Raw genomic sequence first — 16718 nt, 5'->3', positions numbered from 1 at the left:
TGCCGTTTTTCATCCCCTGTCTAAAGCACGAAAGACGGAACTTCGTTCCTGTTTCTCAGGGGCTTTCAAACTTTCCGGGCTATCTTGTAATAATCATAAAATTAAGAAACAGGGAATTGATACTGAGTTTTTTCCCAGATTAAACAGTAAAATCAGGATAATAAACTATTCTGGGGAAAAATTGCAACCTTCCTGGGCTAGATGCTTCTAATATATTGGTAAAGTGTAACTTTTACGCCAAATGGAAACCAGTTAGAAGCATGAATTACGAAATAGCACGGAAACTACTCATAGACCAAACAACCAGCCCAGACAATCCAGATACTCTGCTAAGTCGTTTACAACAAGGTAAACCTCCAGTTCCGGGTCAAGTGACTTCCACCCTGTTAGCTTTAAAGGTGGTATTTGAAGCCTTGAAAACATCACCCAGCTTGGATAGAGAACTGGTTTTTGCTTTATATCAATTGGCTGTGAAAGCACAAAGACTTTTTGCAGCGGGACGAAAAGCAGGTGTGGACTGGCCGCCCCTGCTTAATGAGGATTTAGTCCGGATTTCCTTGGCGGCTGAAAGTATTTTTTCTGGCACATGGCAAACTTTGTAACTGCGAAATATAGCAGGAATTAAGATGATTATGGACTCGAATTGTTCGTGTCAACCTACCGTATTATTTAGCAGCATTTCTCCTGAGAACCAAGGTATCAGAGAACAAGGTAAAATCAATAACTTCAGTAAAGATTGTTTGAGCATTTTTTTAGTTATACATCGCTACTTTAATTACTTTCCGTGCCTTCATATCCATGAATACCTGTTCTAAATCCTGTAAAGGTCGGTGTTCACTAATAAGTAAGTCAAAAGGAATTGTACCACTAGCGATGAGCAATAAGGCTGCTTTCACATATTCTGGTGTATTGTGAAATACGCCTTTGAGAGTAAGTTCACTATAATGCAATTGTTCGGTATTGACAGAAATTGTGGTATCTCTTGGACAACCACCAAATAAATTGATAGTTGCACCAGGACGACCGCAAGCGATCGCCGTTTCCCAAACACTCGGTACACCAGTAGCCTCTATAACTACATCTGCACCCCAACCAGCGGTTAATTCCCTAACTGTGTTGGCAATAGCCGTAACTTGATGATAATTGAAAGTCTTTGCCGCGCCTAGCTTTTTACCAATTTCTAACCGTTGGTTATTCCCACCCCATAATATTACCTCAGTATATTTCGCTAATACTGCCACAAACATCAAGCCAATTGCGCCATCACCCAAAACCACTACTTTGTCATGGGGTTTGACACCAGAACGGCTGATACCATGTAATACACAAGCCAGCGGTTCAGTCATCGCCGCTAATACTAGGGGCAAATGCTTAGGAACTGGTAATAAATTATGCTCAACTATGGGAGCAGTAATTTTCAGATATTCCGCAAATGTCCCATTATTCCAAGTTAAATGGGGACATAAAGAATATTCTTGGCGTTGACAAAAGAAACATTTCATGCAGGGAGCAGAATTATTTGCTACCACGCGATCGCCTACCCGCCAATTCGTCACCCCAGCGCCGACAGCGACAATCCGTCCCGCACCTTCATGACCAAACAGTGTCGGCGGTGTCAACATTTTAGCATGGCCACCACGTCGCCATACCTTCAAATCTGTTCCACAAGTAGTGGCTGCTTCCACCTGAATCACCACCTCGCCGGCTTCGGGAGTCGGGTCAGGAACTTGTTCTAGGCGTAAATCCTCTTGTCCGTAGAGTAGTGCTGCTAACAAAATTTTTCACCCATAAAAAAGAAGTATGGCTTAAACCACGCTATCAAAATCTATTAAATACGCTTTTATACCATACTTAATGACATCGGCATATATTTTGTATTTAAAATTAGCAATTCCTGCTTTTACCTAAATTTATGCTGATGAGTTTTCTATTCCCCATGTTGAAAAATTCAAGAACTCAAAGCCGTTTGGGGTAAAACTTCTTGATTACGGGTTTCCAACTTAGATAGTGGATTAGATCCACTACTTGTATTTAAAACTGGTACTTCTTGTCTACAGGAAAGACAAAACCAATAAACCTCATGATGACGGACATGACGCAGAACCGAACCACCACAGCAGGGGCAGGTGTTAACTATGATACTCATAAAATGTCCTCCTTTAAAAAAAATTAAACCCTGGCAATGTTATGATTGATCTCGACATCACCATTAAACAATTCAAAATTCTAAATTTATGGTTTATTTAGTAACATTCATTTTTTATAGTTTTTTATTCCCCCCATTCGCAATTCTCAGATTTAGAGAAATTGGTGGTAAAAACCTATCAATAAATGCTAAATTAACCAGCTTTATTGGGTATTTATCCAAGCTGATTCTTTGATCAAAACAATGAAAACCTGTGAGAACATTATTAAACTATAAACTAGTATAGTCCTTATTCATCTATCTTAGGGATCATAAATATATAATTTTCATAAGATAATCACTTTACCATTATTTTGCAGTCGTTTTAATAATTAACTCATGAAAATTGCTACTTGGAATGTGAATTCTGTGCGGACACGTTTAGAACAGGTTATCAATTGGTTAACAGAAAATCCGGTTGATGTTTTGTGTTTACAAGAAACCAAAGTCATAGACAAGGACTTTCCTAATCTTGCGTTTGAAAATTTAGGCTATTATCCGTATATTTCCGGGCAAAAATCTTATAATGGTGTGGCTTTAATTAGTCGTCAACCTTTGACAGATGTAAATGTGGGTTTTGGTGCTATTTTGCCAGAAATAGCATCAGCATGGGATGAACAAAAACGGGTAATTTCTGGTATAATTGAAGGAGTAAGAATTGTTAATCTTTATGTTCCCAATGGTTCAGCTATCGGTAGCGACAAGTATGAATATAAGTTAGGCTGGTTAAAAATTCTCAAGGAATATTTACAGACTTTACTATTATCAAATCCTACTATTTCTATGTGTGGTGATTTTAATATTGCCTTAGAAGATATAGATATTAATGATAAGGTAAAGATAGATAATCACATTATGGCATCTGCATTAGAACGTCAAGCGTTACGAGATGTTCTCAGTTTAGGTTTTGGAGATGCTTTTCGTAAATTTAACAACGCAGGAGAAAATTATAGTTGGTGGGATTATCGGACTGCTGCTTTTAAGCGTAACTTAGGTTGGCGAATAGATCATCATTATCTTACACCAACTTTGTATGAACGCGCCCAAAGTTGCACTATTGATATTGAACCCCGGAAGTTAGTTCAACCTAGTGATCATACACCAGTAATTGTGGAATTTTAACAGATTTTAGATTTCAGATCCCCGACTTCTTTGAGAAGTCGGGGATCTAGTTTTTCTTGTTTTTCAATTATCTCCCTAACAATAAACCTCTAAAGAAATAAATCATATTTGTGAATATCTGCTCTATCCATAATATAGACTGATCTAACCATTCCAGAATTTGTTCTAATGGGTGTTTTTCATAACCTAATGATGTAGCAGAAATATCAATCCAGTCAGGCTTAAAATTAAATCCTTGGCTGGTTTGACTATCTATTTCTGGAAATTCCTCATTTTTGGGTTCGGTTGCTTGCTGACCTATTTTGCGGTGAATCTCAGGGAATTCTCTTTTTGCTTGAGGTTGCTGTACTGATTCCTCAAGTTTGGTATTCGTTTCACCAAATAAATCATTCCATGTCAACCAATTATCTCCTAAAGAATCACGAGAATCTAACTGATTATTTGATGATAAAACCTTTTTAAAATCAGATTGATTTTGGAGTTTTTCTGGAGAAGAATTTGAGTCAAGTTGATAATTATTTCTACCTCCAAAAAAGTAATTTATCGCGGCTGCTATTAAATCAGAAATTTGTAGTTGCGGAGATTTTAAATCATCGTGATTAACTGCTAATCCATTAACCTGATTTTGGAAATGATTGACAATTTCCTGGCTATGTTTTTGGACAGTAACTAAAGCCGTAGTTTCTAAATTAGCAATTAATTGATCGAGAAATCCAAAAAGTTTAATGGGATTTAATAGAGATTTTCGTGCTATGATAGAATCTTCCTCAGTTAGCTTATTCAGCAGATGATCAATTTTGGGCAATAATTCTTTTTGCTGGTAAGCAATTAATTGTAAAGAATACCGATATTCGCTAATTTCGCTATTAATTCTATCTGCTAATTTGACGTTTTGCTGCGGTGTGAAAACATCGAAAATCCGATTATCAGCACTGACTAAGACCAAGTTTCGGGTTTGTAATTCTATAGCAATTCCCTGTACTGTGGGTATATGCTGTTGGAGAGTATTTTCTGAAGTTGGAAAATTCGGCTTGGGAAAAATTTTCTCCCACAAAGATCCTAAAAATGTGAAAGGATTTGTTTTTGGGGAAGTTGGTAAATCAGCATCTCCAGGAGGAAGATTTTTGACAACATCTAATATAATTTGAATTGGTGCGTCACTAGAGGGGGGAGTTGCTGAATGTAATTGTTTTGCTGTTCCATTTTGTTGCCATAATTGGTAAAGTGGATAAAGTAGAGAACCTACACCCAACCCAGTAGCAACTTGCAAATTTTTGACGGTGTTTTCCCACTTTTGTGTCAACCGTCGAGAATGCTGGTAGACAAAGTTAAAGAGTTTGCTTTGATAGCGGTTTGAAGAATCGGAAGACATGGTAGGTAATTATGTGTAAGTTGTAGGGTGAGGTTATGAAACTCCCAGCAAGTTGTAAATTTTCGTCAGTGTCAATTATTTATATTATTTTATTGGAAATATGAATCTTCCTGTATCCTCATTAAATACCAAATCTATATCCACAGCAATTGAAAATTTGCGTTCTTGTTGTCAAGTTGATATCCAGTCCACCTGGAGATATCAGGAAACTGACGAGGTAGTTACTGATTTTATCCCATTTAGTTTAACTGATTGGCAACCTGTTGAGCTAAATGAAAAAGATCATATTTTCTGGAAAGGAGGAAAACAGGTATTATGGTTAGGACAAAAATTTTCTGTTCCTGAGAATTTACACAACTTTCCCTTAACGGGTTTGTCTTTGCGCGTGGCTTTGGTATGGTGGGCAGATCTAGCGGAAGTATATGTTAATGATAAGTTAGTATTGACGGGAGATTTGTTTGATTCTTCACCGCGAGTATTACTCAGTTCTAGTGTAACTCCTGGGGAAGAGTTTACCATAGCTTTGCGGTTGGTGAGTCCGGGACATTGTGATGGGGCGTTGATGCGATCGCTTGCAATTTATGAATCAACAGATTACAATCATCCTGATGCTGGTTTTATTGCTGATGAATTAGCAGTTACGGAAATTATTATCCAAAACTTCGCACCAGAAAAAATTCCAAATTTAGCTAGGGAAGTTGAGAAAGTTACAAATCTTAAAGACGCAGAAAATCAAGATTGGAAAACATATTTGGTGAATTTGCGAGAAACCTATGTGGGTTTAGCTGAATTTATCAACGCCCAAAAATATAAAATTAATTTATTAGGTCATGCCCATTTAGATTTAGCATGGTTATGGCCTGTAGCCGAAACTTGGAAAGCAGCACAAAATACTTTTGAGTCAGTTTTACAACTCCAAAAAGATTTTTCTGAATTGATTTTCTGTCATACCACACCGGCGTTGTATGCTTGGGTAGAAGAAAATCGTCCTGACTTGTTTAGAGAAATTCAAAACCAAGTTAAAGCCGGAAAATGGGAAGTTTTGGGAGGTTTTTGGGTAGAACCGGATTTAAATTTAATTGCTGGTGAGTCTATAGTTCGTCAGTTATTATATGGACAAAGGTATTTTTTGCAGAAGTTCGGAAAAATATCTGCTGTAGTTTGGGTTCCCGATACCTTTGGTTTTTGTGCGACATTACCCCAATTTTTAGCAAATGCGGGAATTGAACTCTTTGTGACGCAAAAACTCCGCTGGAATGATACAACTAAATTTGATTATGACTTATTTTGGTGGCGATCGCTCGATGGTAGTCAAACATTAAGTTTCATGTCCGCACCTATCGGCGAAACCATCGAACCTGTAAAAATGGCCAAGTACGCTTGTGAGTGGAAAACTCAAACAGGTTTACAAGATTCCCTTTGGCTTCCTGGTGTTGGTGATCATGGTGGTGGTCCAACTCGTGATATGCTGGAGACTGGAAGACGTTGGGAACATTCCCCAATTTTCCCCAAGTTAGAATTTACAACTTCGGAAAAATATCTTCAGCAAATAAAATCCGCAAGTCAAAACTTACCAGTTTGGGAAGACGAACTTTATTTAGAATTCCACCGCGGATGTTATACTACCCACGCAGACCAAAAACGTTGGAATCGCAAATCTGAACATCTATTATATAGTGCTGAGTTGTTCGCAACTTTAGCAAATATTCTTTGTGGTGCGGAATTTCCGCAAACAGAAATAGAAACCGCGTGGAAAAAAGTTTTATTTAACCAGTTTCACGATATTCTACCCGGTTCTTCCATTACCCAAGTTTACGCAGACGCAATACCCGAATGGGAAGCGGTGGAAAAAATGGGAACGAAAATATTAGAAGACTCATTAAAAGCGATCGCATCCAAAATAAATATACCACAACCTCCCAATTCTGAGAGTATCCCCGTCATAATTTTTAACTCTCTCAACTGGGAACGGTCGGAAGTTGTTACAGTTGACTTATCAAAAATCATCACCCCAAATTATCCAACCTGGAAAGTTGCTGATATTCAAGGAAAAGAAATTTTATCCCAAAACTGCGAAAATTCAACTTTATTATTTTTCGCAACTATCCCATCTATAGGTTACAGCATTTTCTGGATTTCTCCCTCTTCCCCCCAGCCGAAAATATTCCCCAAAAACTGGATATTAGAAAACGAATATCTGCAAATTCAAGTTAACCCCGAAACCGGAGATCTAACCAGCGTCTTTGATAAAATTAAACAAAGGGAAATTTTAACCGGTGCAGGAAATCAACTTCAAGCTTTTACCGACAGCGGCCAATATTGGGATGCTTGGAATATAGATCCCAATTATAACACAAAACCCCTCCCTCCAACCGAATTAAAATCAATTCAATGGCAAGAATATGGAGAAATTCACCAACGGTTGCGAGTAGTGCGTCAACTGGGAAAATCGGAATTTCGTCAAGATTACATTTTGGAACTTGGTTCACCAATTTTGAAAATAACTAATACTGTAAATTGGCAAGAAAATCAGGTATTAGTAAAAACAGCCTTTCCTCTCAATCTCCAAGCCGAATTTGCCACTTACGAAATCCCCTGCGGTGCTATTCGTCGTCCCACAAACCCCCAAACCCCCGCCCAAAAGGCAAAATGGGAAGTCCCCGCTTTACGTTGGGCAGATTTAACCACAGATACAGAAGTCGGAAAATACGGAGTTAGTCTTCTCAATGATTGTAAATATGGTTACGATGCCCAACCTAGCCAACTGCGTCTGACTTTGCTAAGAAGTTCCAATTGGCCAGACTCCCAAGCTGATAGAGGAATACACGAATTTACCTATAGTTTATACCCTCATTTGGGCAGTTGGGAAGAAGCAGAAACTGTAAAACGTGGTTATGAGTTAAACGTGCCTTTTCAAGTATTAGTAAATCCAGATAATTATCAATGTAATTCAGATGGTTGTCAAAGTCAAAGTTTTCTATATTTATCAGCAGATAATTTGATTTTAATGGCACTTAAACCCAGTGAAGATGATTCGGAGAAATTCATTCTTCGCTTTTATGAATGTCATGGAAAAACAGCGAATTTATCTTTGCAAAGTGAGGTTTTAAGTTTAGGAGAACCAGTTGATTTATTAGAGAATTGTCTTAAATTAGAGGAAAATATTCAACCTTGGAAAATTGTGACATTTCAAGCCACATTAATTAATTGTTCTCAGGATTTAGCTAATAGTTGATTATGGTAGATATCTTTGGCTGGCATATTGGCATTATTTAATTATAGTCTAATTATTAGGTATTTCTGATCAATCAGATGAGGGTTAAATTTAGGTTTATTTTAACATAAAAGGTAGGGGTTTAGCAATGCTAAACCCTTACAATATTCTCATTATTTCAAGCGGTAGCAAACTCTGTGAAAACTCTTTTACTGGGATGATGGAAACCCAAAACAATATCATTTTGCGGTATTCCTGCTGATAGTAAATCATCAACTATACATAAATCTGTTGCATCTTCTTCTACCCAAATCTTGCCGTTTTTAATGGTAAGATAAATGATGATATGCTGTATTTGCTTTTTATCATCCCAACCAAAACGAAACCAAATATATTGATCTCTGGTTTCATCAATAGCTAAACGTTCACTAACTTCAAATTCACATTTTTTTGAAGTTTGATTATTCGTCATTTCGTAATATTCAGTCAATATTTTTTTGATAATATTCCGGTATTGTTCTAGTTTATCCATTGCTGAATTTCCTCCTTTTCTGTATTAACAACTATTAACAGCAGGTGATTTTCCTGAATTACGGCTTGTACAGATTTCCGTTGAAAAAATTTCTCATAGACAATATCATCAATAGCTAAATAGAGTTTATATTCTGGTGCTGTAAGTTGAATGAGATTCCGATATACGATATATTGTCCCAAGGCGTTATGAAAATCATACATCAGCGATTTGCTGACAAAACTTTTAATTTCCACAACTATTTTCTGTCCTTGACGTTCTGCAACAATTGGTTTTTCTGCTGCTAGGTCTGCGTATAGTTCGGCATCCTCGTATTTGATAATATAAGGGTCGTATGTGATAGTCCAACCGTCTTTTATCAATGCGTTTTTGACTTCGTTATGGTAGATATCTTTGGCTGGCTAATGTCCTGATTTGGCTTTACCATCAGCTATTAGTTGATCATTAGATTTGGGTAATATGGACATGACAGCCATAACTACACCGATAATCAGGATGATTCCTGAAATTGTGCAAAGAAACCCTTGTAGGGACAATTCATGAATTGTCCCTACATTCTTTTTTACCAGATGTCTAATGCCAAAACCAGTATGATGAGTCACAACCGGATGATCTGTGATAAACGTCTCCTAATACCCAATAACCAATTGACTTAATATTATGAATCAAACCTATACAACAGATGTCCTAGTAGTCGGTGGAGGCACAGGTGGAACAGCGGCCGCTATCCAAGCAGCACGACGAGGTGTAAAAACAATCCTTGTGAGTGAATTTCCCTGGTTAGGAGGAATGCTAACCTCTGCCGGTGTATCTGCACCAGACGGAAACGAATTACAGTCCCTTCAAACTGGTTTATGGGGAGCTTTTTTACAGGAATTGCAACGCAGACAACCAGGAGGATTAGATCATAGTTGGGTCAGCTTTTTCAGTTATGATCCGCGGATAGGTGCAGAAATATTTGCCAACTGGGTGCGAGAATTACCGAATCTTCAGTGGATTTCCGGACAAGTGCCATTAGAAGTGTTGCGAACCCAAGACTGTATCACAGGTGTCCGCTTTGCAGATTTCACCGTCAACGCCAAAATTATCCTTGACGGCACAGAATTAGGAGACTTATTAGCATTAGGAGAAATCCCTCACCGTTGGGGTTGGGAATTACAGTCAGAATGGAGAGAACCCAGCGCCCCAGCCAACTTCAACGCCCTTACTCAAACTTATCCAGTCCAACCACCAACCTGGGTAGTAGTCATGGAAGACTTTGGCGAAAATACCGCCCCAGCAATTCTTCCAGCCCCTAACTATGATCCCTCCCAGTTTACAGGAGCTTGGGATAACTATAGTCCAGAAAAATTTTTGAACTATGGACGCTTACCAGGAGATCGATTTATGATTAACTGGCCTATTGCGGGCAACGATTACTGCCAAAATGCCAATCGGTTGCGAGATTCGGATGTAAAAAGGCGCGAATTTGTGCAAGAATGTTTTTGGCACAGTCAAAATTTTGCCCACTTCATCCAAACGGAGTTGGGTAGGCGTTACGGACTAGCAGAAAACCTTTTCCCCAGTGCTAACTCCGCTTTTGCCCTCCATCCCTATTATCGGGAAAGTCGCCGCTTAGTGGGCTTAACAACCGTTTGTGAACAGGATATTTTGCCTTTAGCCAACAGTAAAACCGCATCACTATCTCTTGATGCTATTGCTGTCGGTAACTATGCCAACGATCATCATTATCCCGGTGTTGATTTTTCACTGCAACCTAAATCTATCCGCTGGGGTGGAAGATGGACAGGAACACCCTTCACTATCCCCTATCGCGCCCTGGTTCCTGCTACTACAGATGGTTTGCTAGTTTGTGAAAAAAACATTTCCGTTTCCCACATCGCTAACGGCGCTACTAGACTTCAACCAGTAGTCATGGGAATTGGACAAGCAGCAGGTATGGCAGCTTATCTTTGTATTGTGCTAGAATGTCAACCCAGGGATTTACCAGTGAAGAGTTTGCAGGCTGCATTATTGACAGACGACGATGCACCTAGCCCAATTGTTCCCTTGTTTAACTTATTAACTAATCATCCCGATTGGTTGTACTGGCAAACTTATTATTTAGACCACCCAGAAGCTTATCCTGCCGATGGTAACTGTCCTTGTATTTTAGTCGATGAAGATAATAAATTAAATCTCGACTGCTTTACAGGCAAATTCCGACGACTGGGTGAGCAAAATTACCAATTTAATATTACAAATCACACCAATTTAACTACAACAAATTGGCAACTTGTAACGTTGAAATCTGATATAGACCAACAATTGCAAGCTTTGACCCCAGAAAAAATACTCAAGATTTGGGGGCGGCCAAATTTCTCTGGAAATTGGTTACTTGTTGAGCATCTTGAAGAAGTATAAAATGAACATTTATTCAGTAAATTACAAGACTTTTTCCCGAATTTTCCGGACAGACATATAAAAGTTAAGTATTAGTGAAGTAGAGAGTTCTAAAATAGACATCTACTATGCGTGCTGCCATTTCACTTTTAGTATCGAGTCTGGTATGTGGCTCCTTAGCTTTTAACTGCGAAGCAGTACAGACTCGTTTTTCCGCTCTGTCAATGGCTAAGTCCGATTACCAGCTTTCACCTTTGGTGTTAAACCAGAGTTTCAACCTGGCTGATAACTCCAAACCTAGCCCCAACCAACCCGAAAAGCCCAATCCTCACCGAGGTAGTGGTCGTAGAGGATTAGATGGATAAGTTGGCAATTTCAGTTCTGTTATTGAATCGTTGAAGCGTAAAACCTGCCAACCCAGAAATGATATTACCGGATTATTGGATCTTTTAAATCCTGCATACCACGTCCTGAATCGAAACGATATAGACAGTTACAGCACTACACTTGTTTGATTCTATCGTTTGTAAATTTCCCTTTCACTGACACCAGATATAGATAGTTACAAGCACTATATCTTTTATCAGTCCCACGGCTACTGCGTCGTCACGCAAGCTATCAGTATTGCAATTTCTCTGCTAAAAACATAGACAGTTACAGCACTTCATCTCTCGAAAATTGTTCAATATTTCATCAAAACATCCGGTAATTACTCAAACCTTGGCGTGTATTGGTGATTAAATCACTAATACATGTACCAACCTCGCCCTTCACAATCGCTTCTGATCACAGTCATGGTTTAATATTTGGGCGTTAACAGGTAAAAATAATCACCGGATTTCAGGAAAAAGCAAACTTTTGGTTAAATTTGTCAACTCATCACTTTAGATAAAGTTTCTCTCATTAACTTTAGTGTTTGTCCACTACCACAAGCAACATCTATGACTCGGAGTTGTCCTTGGGGAATATGGTTAAAAGCTATCAGTTGGGATTTGAGAAGAGACATTTCGCTAAAATGATTAATAAATCAAGTTTCTAAACTTTGTCTTCACGGGTTTCAAAAGCAAAATCCCAGTAATTATTGTTCAGGGTTTTCCACCTATTTTCTGAAAAAAAAGTTAAGTTTTGTGAAGCATTCTGTCGAGTTCACTAGCTCGTCCGAATTTTTACAGCCCAAAAAATGGAAAATGTAAATCATTCATCACAATTTTTACCTGTTAATAAGTGTGAATGGTTTATTTTATGGACATACAAACCACGACAGTCGCCCTCCTAGCCTTCTACGTCGCCTGGAATTTGGGTGCAAATGATGTTGCTAATGCGATGGGAACTTCTGTCGGTTCTGGGGCTATTACGCTCAAACAGGCAATCATTATTGCTGGGGTGTTAGAGTTTCTGGGTGCTGTCTTGTTTGGACAAGAGGTAACATCTACCCTTGGCACGAAAATCGCTAATCCAGCCTTATTTGTGACGACACCACAAACTTTAGTGATGGGAATGATAGCGGTACTGCTAACGGCTGGGATATGGCTACAAATTGCTACAGCTAGGGGTTTACCTGTGTCTTCGTCTCATGCCATTGTGGGAGCGATCGCTGGCTTTAGTTGGGTAGCTTTAGGAATAGAAGCAATAGATTGGTCATCCATTGGTTTAATTACCATTGGCTGGATTTTAACACCAATAATTAGTGGCGCCATCGCCGCTGGGTTTTATAGTCTGATTCAACATTGGATTTTTAACCAACCCCAGCCCCTATCCCAGTTACAGGAATGGATTCCCTGGTTAAGTACATTGCTATTGAGTGTATTTGGCATTATCGTTCTCCCCACAATCACTCAACCTCTGAGTCAGTTCTTACTCACAGAGGGAAAATTGAATATTCCTGCTCACGACATTACCCTATTTACAGGGGGAATCGCCGTATTGTCCCTGACTTTGATCAGTTGGCGACAATTGGCAAATAGTCAAATTGACAATAAAATTCAAGGTTTATTTGCCAAATTTCAAGTTTTGAGTGCTTGTTTCGTGGCCTTTGCTCATGGTTCTAATGATGTTGGTAATGCGATCGCCCCCCTAGCAGTAATTTCCTACATTAATCAACAAGGTAAAGTCCCCAGTGATCAACTCACCATTCCCCTCTGGATTCTAGTTCTCGGTGCGATGGGGATTGTCGCAGGTTTAGCAGTTTGGGGTAAAAAAGTTATCGCTACCATCGGCGAAAATATTATTTCCTTAGAACCTAGTAGCGGATTTTGTGCCGAACTGGCCACAGCCATCACCATCTTAATAGCTTCCCGCTTAGGTTTACCCGTTTCCACCTCCCACGCCCTTGTCGGTGGAGTTGTGGGTATTGGACTGGTACAGAACATTAAATCAATAAAATTTGCTACTATCCAAAATATCGCTGCGGCCTGGTTAATTACAGTCCCCATCAGTGCCGCCCTGAGTGCCACTATTTTTACCCTCATGGCAATTTTCTGGCAGTGAACTACCTACACTTCCCTTGCGGGTAAGTATAGGCTTCCTACCCAGTTAACAGCTTTTTGCTCTTCGAGAACAACAAGACTGATGTTAAGGCGATAGGCTGACCCCTCGTTCCAAAGGCAAAATCAAGGTTAATCAAAAAAAATGATCATGTATCTAGCTTGGTTATCGCTATTCTCTCGCCTTGCTGAGATATTCAATTCATAACACAAATTTTGTGAATTGTCTCCATGTTTTCCTTCCTTGCTGTCGCGTTGGTCGAAAAACCGTCGTCAATTCACGCGCCATTCATGCCCCGCTGCCCTATCGGGTCAGACGTGGGGCTTCTGTCGGTTAAGCTAAATCAAGATACCTACCAATCATAAGTTTCCGAATTTTACAATGATTTAGAGAACAGAGGTACAATTGATAGTCTCCCATCATGATGGCAACTATCAATCAATAGGTATTCCGTACTGATTTGATGCTTGTAGTTAGGTATTCATTTGTAAGGCTTTTATAACTATCATTCCTGAAAAAAATGATAGATAATAATCTTGTAATAAGTTAATTAAATTTATAAGTTCAGTGAAATTGTTCAGTTTCCTGTCTTTTCTCAAGGAAACTTAATACAGATGTTGGTCTGGTATCCGGGGCAGCAACTTAATCATCAAGGTGTTAGAGGCTAGAAACTGATGGGGCGATTTGAGAAGCGACCAGAAAACCCACGCATTAGAGGTGAGCTATCCAGAGCCGCAGAAAATGCCCTATGGGATGTAGTTGAGGATTTAGAAAATCTTCAACAAAATCTATTGAGGTCGTTACAGGAAGACGTAAAACGCTTAGAAATTGAAAAAACCAGACTATCTACCGATATTCAAAAGTTAATTGAGGAAAAAGAACAGTTACAACAATCACGGCAAATTACGGAACAGCAAGTATTAATCCGTCAATTAGCAGAAGTTTTAGCCAAACACATATCTTCCCAATTACAATCCTCACTAAAAACTTTAGCTACTCAAGCCGTAGAATATAATCCCTCTGATCTAGTCACGTTGCAAAATGCTCAAATAAATAATAATACAGTTAATGAAATCGGACAGAATGTCACTAATATGCTAGACAGTCTGGATGATAACGTCACTATTGCCTTTAATTCCCTATTACAAGAACTCAAAAACTATCAAGGTGATCTTTCCCAACAGTTGTCACGGATGTATAGCCAACAACAGCAAGGGGAAGCAATATTAGCAGAATTTGTAAATCGTCTCCGCAGTGAAGTAGAAAAAAATCGAGATGCAAACTCTCTCAAGGTAATAACAGGGGGCCCACCCACAGTTTTACAACTAGCTGATAGTCTGCGTGGTGAAGCCATAACTCATCAAAATGGAAATGGGGAAAAATCCTCACAAAAAATCATTGTCGAACCAGTTACTTTAATTCCTCACCAATCCCCACAGGGTGATTCTACATCAGCAGCCAATGCGGTTATATTATCTTCACCAACAGAGAAAAGCCCTAAACCCAGTTCTTTCGTAAATCCAGATTTACCAGCAATACCAGAAAATAAAAGCCCTGAACCCAGTTCTTTCGTAAATCCAGATTTACCAGCAATACCAGAAAATAAAACCCCTGAACCCAGTTCTTTCGTAAATCCAGATACATCACTGGAAGACAAAAACTCTGAACTTAGTGCTGTTTTGACTTCTAAAGTATTAACAGCACCATCATTAGGAGAGACAAAACCTGAACCAGTTTCTGTTTTAACTCCTAATTTATCAACAGGACGACCGCCAACACCAAAATTAAGGCGCGAAACAACATCTAAACAAAAAACAACGCCTAAACAACCAGCAACTCCTCAGCAACCAGCAACTCCTAGACAACCAGAAACTCCTAGACAACAAAGATCCCGCACCTCTCCCAACTGGTCACAGTTGCAAATAGGTTTCCTCTTGATCTGTTTGTCTACAGTGGTTTCGTCTCTTTATAATGTAGCAATTAAAGCAATTTTCTTTACAGCTTCTAACCCCTTGGGCGGATTGCCAACCCAACAGTTAATCTTTCCCACATTGGGGAATATTTTCTTAATTTTGATGCTACGTTTATTAGTGGTTGTACCATTAATGTTACTTTTATCGCCGATATTACATCCTCCTATTTGGCAAGAGCTAGAAAATTTATTTGCTTCATTACGGGCAAATGCAACCCCTGCTCAGAACAAAACTAAACAGTCCTTATTTTTGTCAGTAATTAGCGGTTGTTTATTATTTTTATCCCAGGTATTTATTTACATTGCTATCGGTGAAGTCACAACAGGAATGGCGATCGCCCTCTTCTTTATCTATCCAGTTATGAGTGTGTTCCTATCCTGGGTTCTATTTCAGGAACGTCCCAATTTAATGGTGACAGGGGCAATGGCAGCAATTTTTTGTGGGGAATTATTAGTTTTAGGCAGTCAGTCTGTAGGGGTGAATAATACCTCGCTAGGAAGCACCACGGCCATTCTGTCCGGGATAGCATTTGCAATTTATGTTATTCTGACGAGAATATGCGCTACTAAACTCAAACTACATCCAGTATCTTTGACTTCAATTAACTTCACTACCATGTTGTTATTAAGTTTTATTTGCTTAATCATCCCTTTACCCAGTAATTTAGGTTTAGCAATTAGCTCATCGAATATCTTGGAATTGGTGTTAAGTGCTTTTATATTAGGTGTCTTGACTTTGTGCGGTTACTTATTCAATAATTTTGGCATTCGTAACCTAGGCACTCCTGTATCCTCTTTAATTGGAGCTACAGTCCCAATTTTAACCGTAATTTTTGCTGGGGTAATGTTGCAAGAATCCCTAAATATTGCCCAAGTTATCGGAGTTATCTTGGTTACGGTAGGTGCAGCAAGTATTAGCTTGAAAAAAACACCTAATCAGCTACAACCTAGTAAATGAGTGGGGGAGGTAGGGGAGTGGGGGAGGTAGGGGAGTGGGGGAGGTAGGGGAGTGGGGGAGGTAAGGGAGTGGGGGAGGTAGGGGAGTGGGGGAGGTAAGGGAGTGGGGGAGGTAAGGGGAGTCGTGACTTTCAGTTGTCTGGATTTTTATCAGTAAAATTTTTTTAACCAGCCATAAGTGGTATTAAAACTTCTCCGCAATAAATTTCCAGAAAAATTCTTAGAAAAATATCTAGATATTTCAGAAATAGGCAGTTATAATGGTTTGGTAGATACAAAATGCAAATCATCTGCCGTTCCTCATTCTTACTCTATACCCCTGTATCCCAACACCCTGAGTATCTAAAGTCTTCGAGTCATACCAGGGGAGGGGGTTAGTTAGTCTGACGAGAGAAACTGCCAATTTACACCCCCAACATTTATCACCTAAAAATTCCCGAGTCAAACAGTAATTTTAGGTTTAGATTAAAAATATTTGTATCCAACTGGGTGTATAAT

The 16718-nt window shown here is 39.1% G+C and carries 14 protein-coding genes; 7 read left to right on the top strand and 7 right to left on the bottom strand.

The window, feature by feature from the left end:
- Positions 1-260: 260 nt before the first annotated feature.
- Positions 261-602, top strand: coding sequence for a Dethiobiotin synthetase (locus AN490_RS15965; RefSeq protein WP_300005330.1), 342 nt, complete (start codon positions 261-263; stop codon positions 600-602).
- Between the two features lie 150 nt (positions 603-752).
- On the opposite strand, the gene AN490_RS15960 is transcribed toward AN490_RS15965, so the two are convergent.
- Both AN490_RS15960 and AN490_RS15955 read right to left on the bottom strand, forming a co-directional pair.
- The gene (locus AN490_RS15960) at positions 753-1775 is read right to left on the bottom strand and encodes an alcohol dehydrogenase catalytic domain-containing protein (protein WP_300005326.1); all 1023 of its coding nucleotides are present in this window, start codon (positions 1773-1775) and stop codon (positions 753-755) included.
- A 173-nt stretch (positions 1776-1948) separates the two neighbouring features.
- Positions 1949-2146 (bottom strand): hypothetical protein, encoded by a 198-nt coding sequence (locus tag AN490_RS15955; protein WP_300005324.1) that lies wholly within the window; start codon positions 2144-2146, stop codon positions 1949-1951.
- 378 nt (positions 2147-2524) lie between these two features.
- Between AN490_RS15955 and xth the strand changes: the two genes are divergently transcribed.
- Positions 2525-3307 carry an exodeoxyribonuclease III gene (gene xth / locus AN490_RS15950; protein ID WP_300005321.1) on the top strand — a complete coding sequence of 261 codons (783 nt, stop codon included), beginning with the start codon at positions 2525-2527 and terminating at the stop codon, positions 3305-3307.
- 67 nt (positions 3308-3374) lie between these two features.
- On the opposite strand, the gene AN490_RS15945 is transcribed toward xth, so the two are convergent.
- Positions 3375-4679, bottom strand: coding sequence for a hypothetical protein (locus tag AN490_RS15945; RefSeq protein ID WP_300005318.1), 1305 nt, complete (start codon positions 4677-4679; stop codon positions 3375-3377).
- Between the two features lie 100 nt (positions 4680-4779).
- On the opposite strand from AN490_RS15945, the gene AN490_RS15940 reads away from it, so the two are divergent.
- On the top strand, positions 4780-7914 hold the full coding sequence (locus tag AN490_RS15940; protein WP_300005315.1) for an alpha-mannosidase: 3135 nt from the start codon (positions 4780-4782) through the stop codon (positions 7912-7914).
- A 157-nt stretch (positions 7915-8071) separates the two neighbouring features.
- Here the strand turns inward: AN490_RS15940 and AN490_RS15935 are convergent, their stop codons facing one another.
- Genes AN490_RS15935 through AN490_RS15925 form a run of 3 tightly spaced genes read right to left on the bottom strand, consistent with a single transcriptional unit; the run spans position 8072 to position 9027 of the window.
- The gene (locus AN490_RS15935; RefSeq protein ID WP_300005311.1) at positions 8072-8425 is read right to left on the bottom strand and encodes a XisI protein; all 354 of its coding nucleotides are present in this window, start codon (positions 8423-8425) and stop codon (positions 8072-8074) included.
- Positions 8413-8814, bottom strand: coding sequence for a XisH family protein (locus AN490_RS15930; RefSeq protein ID WP_300005342.1), 402 nt, complete (start codon positions 8812-8814; stop codon positions 8413-8415). The genes AN490_RS15935 and AN490_RS15930 overlap by 13 nt, the downstream gene beginning before the upstream one ends.
- Before the next feature lie 12 nt (positions 8815-8826).
- Entirely contained in the window at positions 8827-9027 is a 201-nt protein-coding gene (locus AN490_RS15925; RefSeq protein WP_300005309.1) for a hypothetical protein, read from the bottom strand.
- 55 nt (positions 9028-9082) lie between these two features.
- On the opposite strand from AN490_RS15925, the gene AN490_RS15920 reads away from it, so the two are divergent.
- Together AN490_RS15920 and AN490_RS15915 are read left to right on the top strand one after the other, a co-directional pair.
- On the top strand, positions 9083-10828 hold the full coding sequence (locus tag AN490_RS15920; RefSeq protein ID WP_300005339.1) for an FAD-dependent oxidoreductase: 1746 nt from the start codon (positions 9083-9085) through the stop codon (positions 10826-10828).
- A gap of 107 nt (positions 10829-10935) precedes the next feature.
- Positions 10936-11172, top strand: coding sequence for a hypothetical protein (locus AN490_RS15915; protein WP_213799639.1), 237 nt, complete (start codon positions 10936-10938; stop codon positions 11170-11172).
- Between the two features lie 506 nt (positions 11173-11678).
- Here AN490_RS15915 and AN490_RS15910 read toward each other — a convergent pair.
- Entirely contained in the window at positions 11679-11813 is a 135-nt protein-coding gene (locus tag AN490_RS15910) for a hypothetical protein (protein ID WP_256370303.1), read from the bottom strand.
- Positions 11814-12049: 236 nt separating this feature from the next.
- Here AN490_RS15910 and AN490_RS15905 point away from each other — a divergent pair, with 236 nt between their 5' ends.
- Both AN490_RS15905 and AN490_RS15900 read left to right on the top strand, forming a co-directional pair.
- On the top strand, positions 12050-13294 hold the full coding sequence (locus tag AN490_RS15905; protein WP_300005305.1) for an inorganic phosphate transporter: 1245 nt from the start codon (positions 12050-12052) through the stop codon (positions 13292-13294).
- A 671-nt stretch (positions 13295-13965) separates the two neighbouring features.
- Positions 13966-16221 carry an EamA family transporter gene (locus AN490_RS15900; protein ID WP_300005302.1) on the top strand — a complete coding sequence of 752 codons (2256 nt, stop codon included), beginning with the start codon at positions 13966-13968 and terminating at the stop codon, positions 16219-16221.
- The last annotated feature ends 497 nt before the right edge of the window (positions 16222-16718 follow it).

The organism is Anabaena sp. AL09 (genome assembly GCF_001672255.1).
In the GTDB taxonomy this organism is placed as follows: domain Bacteria; phylum Cyanobacteriota; class Cyanobacteriia; order Cyanobacteriales; family Nostocaceae; genus Dolichospermum; species Dolichospermum lemmermannii.
Note: the sequence above shows the minus strand (reverse complement) of the source record. Positions and strands in the feature narration are given on the sequence as shown.

What these genes read in the sequence shown, in the direction of transcription:
- AN490_RS15965 (WP_300005330.1), top strand. Translation starts at nt 261, where the DNA reads ATGAATTACGAAATAGCACGGAAACTACTCATAGACCAAACAACCAGC.
- AN490_RS15955 (WP_300005324.1), bottom strand. Translation starts at nt 2,146, where the DNA reads ATGAGTATCATAGTTAACACCTGCCCCTGCTGTGGTGGTTCGGTTCTG.
- xth (WP_300005321.1), top strand. Translation starts at nt 2,525, where the DNA reads ATGAAAATTGCTACTTGGAATGTGAATTCTGTGCGGACACGTTTAGAA.
- AN490_RS15945 (WP_300005318.1), bottom strand. Translation starts at nt 4,679, where the DNA reads ATGTCTTCCGATTCTTCAAACCGCTATCAAAGCAAACTCTTTAACTTT.
- AN490_RS15940 (WP_300005315.1), top strand. Translation starts at nt 4,780, where the DNA reads ATGAATCTTCCTGTATCCTCATTAAATACCAAATCTATATCCACAGCA.
- AN490_RS15935 (WP_300005311.1), bottom strand. Translation starts at nt 8,425, where the DNA reads ATGGATAAACTAGAACAATACCGGAATATTATCAAAAAAATATTGACT.
- AN490_RS15915 (WP_213799639.1), top strand. Translation starts at nt 10,936, where the DNA reads ATGCGTGCTGCCATTTCACTTTTAGTATCGAGTCTGGTATGTGGCTCC.
- AN490_RS15910 (WP_256370303.1), bottom strand. Translation starts at nt 11,813, where the DNA reads ATGTCTCTTCTCAAATCCCAACTGATAGCTTTTAACCATATTCCCCAA.
- AN490_RS15905 (WP_300005305.1), top strand. Translation starts at nt 12,050, where the DNA reads ATGGACATACAAACCACGACAGTCGCCCTCCTAGCCTTCTACGTCGCC.
- AN490_RS15900 (WP_300005302.1), top strand. Translation starts at nt 13,966, where the DNA reads ATGGGGCGATTTGAGAAGCGACCAGAAAACCCACGCATTAGAGGTGAG.